The organism is Lysobacter sp. (assembly GCF_035655815.1).
Taxonomy (GTDB): Bacteria; Pseudomonadota; Gammaproteobacteria; order Xanthomonadales; family Xanthomonadaceae; genus Lysobacter_J.
Map to the genome: position 1 here is coordinate 21,976 of NZ_DASRTS010000069.1, position 6,078 is coordinate 28,053.

A 6,078-nucleotide genomic window follows, 5' to 3' on the forward strand; every position below is an offset into this window, starting at 1 on the left:
TTACTCCTCGACCTTGCCGCCGGCCGCTTCGATCGCGGCCTTGGCACCGGCCGTGGCCGCCACGCCCTTCAGCACGAACTTCTTGGTGAGCTCGCCCTTCTTGACGATCTTGGCCTGCTTGGCGGTGCTCGGCACCAGCTTGGCAGCCTTCAGCGTGGCGAAGTCGACATCACCTGCGTCGAGCTTGTCCAGCTGGTACAGCAGCACTTCGGCCGTGTCCTTGGCGAGCTTCGAGCGGAAGCCGATCTTCGGCAGGCGACGCTGCATGGGCATCTGACCGCCTTCGAAGCCAGCCTTGATCTTGCCCTTGCCCGCGCGCGCGAACGAACCCTTGTGGCCGCGGCCGGCAGTCTTGCCCAGGCCCGAACCGATACCGCGGCCGACGCGGGTGCGCTCCTTGCGGGCGCCGTCGGCGGGTTGCAGAGTGTTGAGACGCATCTTGATTACTCCTCGACTCGGACGAGGTAGTGCAGCTGATTGATCAGGCCACGCACCTGCGGGCTGTCCTTCAGTTCACGCACGTCGTTGAGCTTGTTCAGGCCCAGCGCACGCACCGACAGACGGTGACGCGACTGGGTGCCACGCAGACCCTTGACCAGGCGCACCTTGACGGTGCCGCCGTTGACGGCTTGCTTCTTAGCCATTGATCAGATCCTCCACCTTCTTGCCGCGCTTGGCCGCGATCCTGGCCGGCGACTGCATGTCGGTCAGGCCCTTCAGGGTGGCGCGAACCAGGTTGATCGGGTTGCGCGAACCGACGGCCTTAGCCAGCACGTTCTTGACGCCCACGGCTTCCAGCACGGCGCGCATCGCGCCGCCGGCAATGACGCCGGTACCTTCGGAAGCGGGCTGCATGAACACGCGGGCTGCGCCGTGACCGGCCTTGACCGAGTGCCACAGGGTGCCGTTGTTCAGGTCGACGTTCGCCATCGACTTGCGGGCGTACTCCATCGACTTCTGGATCGCGACCGGCACTTCGCGCGCCTTGCCGTAACCGAAGCCGACCTTGCCGTTGCCGTCGCCCACCACCGTCAGCGCGGTGAAGGTGAACTGGCGGCCACCCTTGACGGTCTTGCTGACGCGGTTGACCGCGATCAGCTTCTCGATCATGCCGTCGTCGATCTCTTCGCGGTTGCGGTCGCGATCACGACCCCGCGGTGCACGTTGTTCTTCTGCCATTTCGATAGCTCGGTAGTTGAGGGATTTGCGGCTATGCCGCTTATCGTTGTGATGTACCGCGGGTGGACCGCGAACACGGGAACCCGTGAGCGCGTCCGGCGCCTTCCGCGCCGGCAGAGCGAAACCTGGCGTGGGGACGGAGCCCCACGCCTTCAAGGCATCAGAACTGCAGACCGCCTTCACGCGCGGCGTCGGCCAGCGCCTTGATGCGGCCGTGGTACCGGTAGCCCGAGCGGTCGAAGGCGACCTTCTCGACGCCGGCAGCCTTGGCCTTCTCGGCGATCATGCGACCGACCTTGGCGGCGGCATCGGCGTTCTTGCCGTTCTTCAGGCCTTCCTTGACGTCGGCCTGCACGGTCGAGGCGGCAGCCAGGACCTTGGAACCGTCGGCGGTGAAGACCTGGGCGTACAGGTGCTGGCCGGTGCGCAGCACCGACAGGCGCGGCACGCCGAGTTCGCGGATGTGCGCGCGGGTCGACTTGGCGCGGCGCAGGCGGGCGATGTTCTTGTTCATGTGCGTTCTCCGAAAGCTGAAGGACCGATTAGGCCTTCTTGGCTTCCTTGCGGATGATGACTTCGCCGGCGTACTTCACGCCCTTGCCCTTGTAGGGTTCCGGCGGACGGACGGCGCGGATCTTGGCGGCGAACTCACCGACGGCCTGCTTGTCGGCACCGGTGACCACGACTTCCGTCTGCGACGGCGTGGCGATGGTGATGCCTTCCGGAGCCGGCAGCAGCACCGGGTGCGAGAAACCCAGCGCCAGGTTCAGGTCCTTGCCCTGCATCGACGCGCGGTAACCGACGCCGACCAGCTCGAGCTTGCGCTCGAAGCCTTCGGAGACACCCTTGACCATGTTGGCCAGGATGGCGCGCAGCGTGCCGGTCAGCGGGATCAGCGCGACGTCCTCGGTGGAAAACGTGGCCTGGCCGTTGTCGACGACGAGGTTGATGGCGGCCGGCTTGGCGATGCTCAGGGTGCCCTTCGGGCCCTTGGCACTGATGGACTCGGCCTGGATGTTGAGCTCGACGCCCTTCGGCAGGGCGACCGGCTTCTTGGCAACTCGGGACATGTCTATTCCTCCCTTAGGCCACGAAGCACAGGACTTCACCGCCGACGCCCTGCTGGCGCGCCTGCGCGTCGGTCATGATGCCCTTCGAGGTGGAGATGATGGCGATGCCGAGGCCGTTGAGGACCTTCGGCAGCTCTGCCTTGCCGCGGTACTGGCGCAGGCCCGAACGGGAGAAGCGCTCGAGACGCTCGATCACCGGCTTGCCTTCGTAGTACTTCAGCGAGATTTCGAGTTCGGACTTGCCGGCGCCGACGTCGGTCACGCGGGAGTCCAGGATGTAGCCTTCGTCCTTCAGGACCTTGGCGATGGCCACCTTGATCTTCGAAGACGGCATCTTCACCGTCTGCTTCCGGACAGCCGCCGCATTCTTGATGCGGACCAGCATGTCGGCAATGGGATCAGTCATGCTCATGAATATGCACCTATGAGTAGCACCGATATCCGCGGAATTGCGAATTCAGTTGTATGTGCCGAACCAGGAACCGGAAGTTCCCGTCGGCGCCCCGCCCTGCCGGCCGAGGCCTGACGCGAGCGAGCCGGCAAGTCTAGCAGACTTGCCGGCGCCCGGTGTTACCAGCTGGCCTTGCGCAGACCCGGGACGTCGCCGTTCATGGTCGCCTTGCGCAGCATGTTGCGGCCCAGGCCGAACTTGCGGTAGACGCCACGCGGGCGGCCCGACAGCTCGCAGCGGTTGCGCTGGCGGCTCGGCGAGGAGTCGCGCGGCAGCTTCTGCAGCTTGGTCACGGCGTCCAGCTTCTCCTCGTACGAGGCGGTCTGGCTGGAGATGATCTTCTTCAGCGCTTCGCGCTTGGCGCCGTGCTGCTTGGCCAGCTTCGCCCGCTTGATCTCGCGGTTGACCATGGAGGTCTTAGCCATTGTTCAATCCTCGAGTTAGTTGCGGAACGGGAAGCGGAAGGCTTCCAGCAGGGCCTTGGCCTCGGCGTCGGTCTTCGCGGTCGTGGTGATCGCGATGTCCATGCCGCGGATCGCGTCGACGGCGTCGAAGTCGATTTCCGGGAAGATGATCTGTTCCTTCACACCCATGTTGAAGTTGCCGCGGCCGTCGAAGGAACGACCGGAAACACCACGGAAGTCGCGCACGCGCGGCAGCGAGATGTTGATCAGGCGGTCCAGGAACTCGTACATCTTGTGGCGACGCAGCGTGGTCTTGCAGCCGATCGGCCAACCATCACGGATCTTGAACGACGCGACCGAGATACGCGACTTGGTGACAACCGGCTTCTGGCCGGAAATCTTGGTCATGTCCGCGACGGCGTTTTCCAGGATCTTCTTGTTGGTGGCAGCCTCGCCGACACCCATGTTCAGGGTGACCTTGACGAGCTTCGGTACTTCCATCGGATTGGTGTAGCCGAACTGCTTCATCAGCGCCGGCACCACTTCTTCCTTGTAGATCTTTTCGAGACGGGAAGTCATCTTCACATTCCTCAGGCGTCGAGCGCCTCACCGCTGGAGCGGAACACACGCAGTTTGCGTCCATCCTCCAGCACCTTGAAGCCAACGCGTTCACCCTTGCCCGAAGCCGGGTTCAGAACGTTCACGTTGGAGATATGGATCGAAGCTTCGCGCTCGACCACGCCGCCGGCAACACCTGCCTGCGGGTTCGGCTTGGTGTGGCGCTTGACGATGTTCACGTTGGCGACGACCACACGGTCGCCGTCGACGCGGACGACTTCGCCCTGCTTGCCCTTGTCCTTGCCAGCGTTGACGACAACCTGGTCGCCCTTCTTGATACGGTTAGCCATGATTATCTCCTGTCGCTCACAGCACTTCGGGAGCGAGCGAGACGATCTTCATGAACTTCTCCGAACGAAGTTCACGGGTCACCGGCCCGAAGATACGGGTACCGATCGGCTCCTGCTTGTTGTTCAGCAGGACGGCAGCGTTGCCGTCGAAGCGGATCAGCGAACCGTCGGCGCGACGCACACCCTTGCGGGTACGCACCACGACGGCGTCATACACTTCACCCTTCTTGACCTTGCCGCGCGGAATCGCATCCTTCACGGTGACCTTGATGATGTCGCCGATGCCGGCGTAACGGCGCTTGGAACCACCCAGCACCTTGAAGCACATCACCTGCTTGGCACCCGAATTGTCCGCGACGTCAAGGTAGCTCTGCATCTGGATCATGATTCAGACTCCTTATTCAGCCGCACGCGTGATGACTTCCACCACGCGCCAGTTCTTGGTCTTGGACATCGGAGCAATCTCGGTCACGCGGACGACATCGCCTTCCTTGCAGGCGTTGTCGGCATCGTGGGCGTGCAGCTTGGTAGAGCGCTTGATGTACTTGCCGTACAGCGCGTGCTTGACCTGACGCTCAACCAGGACGGTAACCGTCTTGTCCATCTTGTTGCTGACGACACGGCCTTCGACCGTGCGCAGCGTCTTCTTTTCAGTATTGTCGCTCATAGCGGCCATCCTTACTTCGTGCTGCCGAGCAGGGTCTTGACGCGAGCAATCTCGCGACGGACCCGGCGAATGTCGTGGGTCTTCGGCAGCTGGCCGGTGACCTGCTGCATACGGACAGAGAACTGTTCCTTACGCAGGTCGATCAGGTGGGCCTTGAGTTCGTCAGCCGACTTTTCACGGAGAGTTTTGATATCCATCAGCGCACCGTACGGGTCACGAAAGTGGTGGTGACCGAGAGCTTGGCGGCGGCCAGGCGGAACGCCTCGCGAGCCACTTCCTCGGAAACACCCTCGATTTCATAGATCATGCGGCCGGGCTGGATCTGGGCCACCCAGTATTCCACGTTACCCTTACCCGAACCCATTCGGACTTCGATGGGCTTCTTGGTGATGGGCTTGTCGGGGAACACGCGGATCCACATCTTGCCGCCGCGCTTGACGTAGCGGCTGATCGAGCGGCGGGCCGCTTCGATCTGGCGCGCGGTCAGCTGACCGTGTGCGGTTGCCTTCAGGCCGTATTCGCCGAAGCTGACAGCGTTGGCGCTCCAGCTCAGGCCATCGTTACGGCCCTTGTGTACCTTGCGGTACTTGGTTCGCTTGGGTTGCAACATTGTCGTTACCTCGCTTCACGGGCCGGGCGCTGACGGTCACCACGGTCGCCGCGATCGTGACGATCGTTGCGCGACGGAGTGTCGTCCTGCTTTTCCTGGCCAACCTGGGAGAAATCGAAGACCTCGCCCTTGTAGATCCAGACCTTGATGCCGATGATGCCGTAGGTCGTCTTGGCTTCAGCGAAGCCATAGTCGATGTCGGCACGCAGGGTGTGCAGCGGCACGCGGCCTTCGCGGTACCACTCCGAACGGGCGATTTCTGCACCGTTGAGGCGGCCACCGACGTTGACCTTGATGCCCAGGGCACCCAGGCGCATCGCGTTGCCGACCGAGCGCTTCATTGCACGGCGGAACATGATGCGACGCTCCAGCTGCTGGGCGATCGACTCGGCAACGAGCTGCGCGTCCAGTTCCGGCTTGCGCACTTCGGTGACGTTGATGTGCGCCGGGACGCCCATCATCTCGCTCACTTCCTTGCGCAGCTTCTCGATGTCCTCACCGCGCTTGCCGATCACCACGCCCGGACGGGCGGTGTGGATCGTCACGCGAGCGGTCTTGGCCGGACGCTCGATCAGGATCTTGCTGATGCCGGCCTGGGCCAGCTTCTTGCGCAGCATGTCGCGCACTTTCAGGTCGGCTGCCAGGTAACCGGCGAACTCGGCCTTGTTGGCGTACCACTTGGAGTTCCAGTCCTTGGAAATGCCGAGGCGGATACCAATCGGATGAACTTTATGACCCATGGTCTTTTCCTTATCCGCTTACTTGGCGGCGCCCACAACCACAGTGATG

Annotated in this window: 14 protein-coding genes; all 14 read right to left on the reverse strand. The window is 63.0% G+C overall.

All coding sequences use genetic code 11. The features are described from left to right. The 14 genes from rplO to rpsC all read right to left on the reverse strand — a co-directional run bounded on the left by rplO (window position 1) and on the right by rpsC (window position 6,029). Window positions 1–444, reverse strand: a complete 444-nt coding sequence (gene rplO / locus VFE83_RS17895) for a 50S ribosomal protein L15 (protein WP_324908695.1) — start codon at window positions 442–444, stop codon at window positions 1–3. After that, window positions 444–644 carry a 50S ribosomal protein L30 gene (gene rpmD / locus VFE83_RS17900; RefSeq protein ID WP_324908680.1) on the reverse strand — a complete coding sequence of 67 codons (201 nt, stop codon included), beginning with the start codon at window positions 642–644 and terminating at the stop codon, window positions 444–446. The genes rplO and rpmD overlap by 1 nt, the downstream gene beginning before the upstream one ends. Continuing rightward, on the reverse strand, window positions 637–1,179 hold the full coding sequence (gene rpsE / locus VFE83_RS17905; protein WP_324908681.1) for a 30S ribosomal protein S5: 543 nt from the start codon (window positions 1,177–1,179) through the stop codon (window positions 637–639). The genes rpmD and rpsE overlap by 8 nt, the downstream gene beginning before the upstream one ends. Before the next feature lie 160 nt (window positions 1,180–1,339). Continuing rightward, a complete protein-coding gene (rplR, locus tag VFE83_RS17910) occupies window positions 1,340–1,693 on the reverse strand; it encodes a 50S ribosomal protein L18 (RefSeq protein ID WP_324908684.1) in 354 nt (117 codons plus the stop codon). A gap of 28 nt (window positions 1,694–1,721) precedes the next feature. Further along, the gene (rplF, locus tag VFE83_RS17915; RefSeq protein WP_324908686.1) at window positions 1,722–2,249 is read right to left on the reverse strand and encodes a 50S ribosomal protein L6; all 528 of its coding nucleotides are present in this window, start codon (window positions 2,247–2,249) and stop codon (window positions 1,722–1,724) included. A gap of 13 nt (window positions 2,250–2,262) precedes the next feature. After that, the gene (rpsH, locus tag VFE83_RS17920) at window positions 2,263–2,661 is read right to left on the reverse strand and encodes a 30S ribosomal protein S8 (protein WP_216959658.1); all 399 of its coding nucleotides are present in this window, start codon (window positions 2,659–2,661) and stop codon (window positions 2,263–2,265) included. A 158-nt stretch (window positions 2,662–2,819) separates the two neighbouring features. Then, window positions 2,820–3,125, reverse strand: coding sequence for a 30S ribosomal protein S14 (gene rpsN / locus VFE83_RS17925; RefSeq protein ID WP_115843859.1), 306 nt, complete (start codon window positions 3,123–3,125; stop codon window positions 2,820–2,822). A 15-nt stretch (window positions 3,126–3,140) separates the two neighbouring features. Further along, a complete protein-coding gene (rplE, locus tag VFE83_RS17930; RefSeq protein ID WP_324908690.1) occupies window positions 3,141–3,683 on the reverse strand; it encodes a 50S ribosomal protein L5 in 543 nt (180 codons plus the stop codon). Between the two features lie 11 nt (window positions 3,684–3,694). Next, window positions 3,695–4,012, reverse strand: a complete 318-nt coding sequence (gene rplX / locus VFE83_RS17935) for a 50S ribosomal protein L24 (protein ID WP_004154490.1) — start codon at window positions 4,010–4,012, stop codon at window positions 3,695–3,697. A 16-nt stretch (window positions 4,013–4,028) separates the two neighbouring features. Then, complete coding sequence (rplN, locus tag VFE83_RS17940) at window positions 4,029–4,397, reverse strand: 50S ribosomal protein L14 (RefSeq protein ID WP_010483978.1); 369 nt, start codon at window positions 4,395–4,397, stop codon at window positions 4,029–4,031. Window positions 4,398–4,409: 12 nt separating this feature from the next. Continuing rightward, a complete protein-coding gene (gene rpsQ / locus VFE83_RS17945; protein WP_004154489.1) occupies window positions 4,410–4,679 on the reverse strand; it encodes a 30S ribosomal protein S17 in 270 nt (89 codons plus the stop codon). 11 nt (window positions 4,680–4,690) lie between these two features. Next, window positions 4,691–4,876, reverse strand: coding sequence for a 50S ribosomal protein L29 (rpmC, locus tag VFE83_RS17950; RefSeq protein ID WP_004154487.1), 186 nt, complete (start codon window positions 4,874–4,876; stop codon window positions 4,691–4,693). Next, complete coding sequence (gene rplP / locus VFE83_RS17955) at window positions 4,876–5,289, reverse strand: 50S ribosomal protein L16 (protein ID WP_004154486.1); 414 nt, start codon at window positions 5,287–5,289, stop codon at window positions 4,876–4,878. The genes rpmC and rplP overlap by 1 nt, the downstream gene beginning before the upstream one ends. Before the next feature lie 5 nt (window positions 5,290–5,294). Next, entirely contained in the window at window positions 5,295–6,029 is a 735-nt protein-coding gene (gene rpsC / locus VFE83_RS17960) for a 30S ribosomal protein S3 (protein ID WP_005415414.1), read from the reverse strand. Window positions 6,030–6,078: the final 49 nt, after the last annotated feature.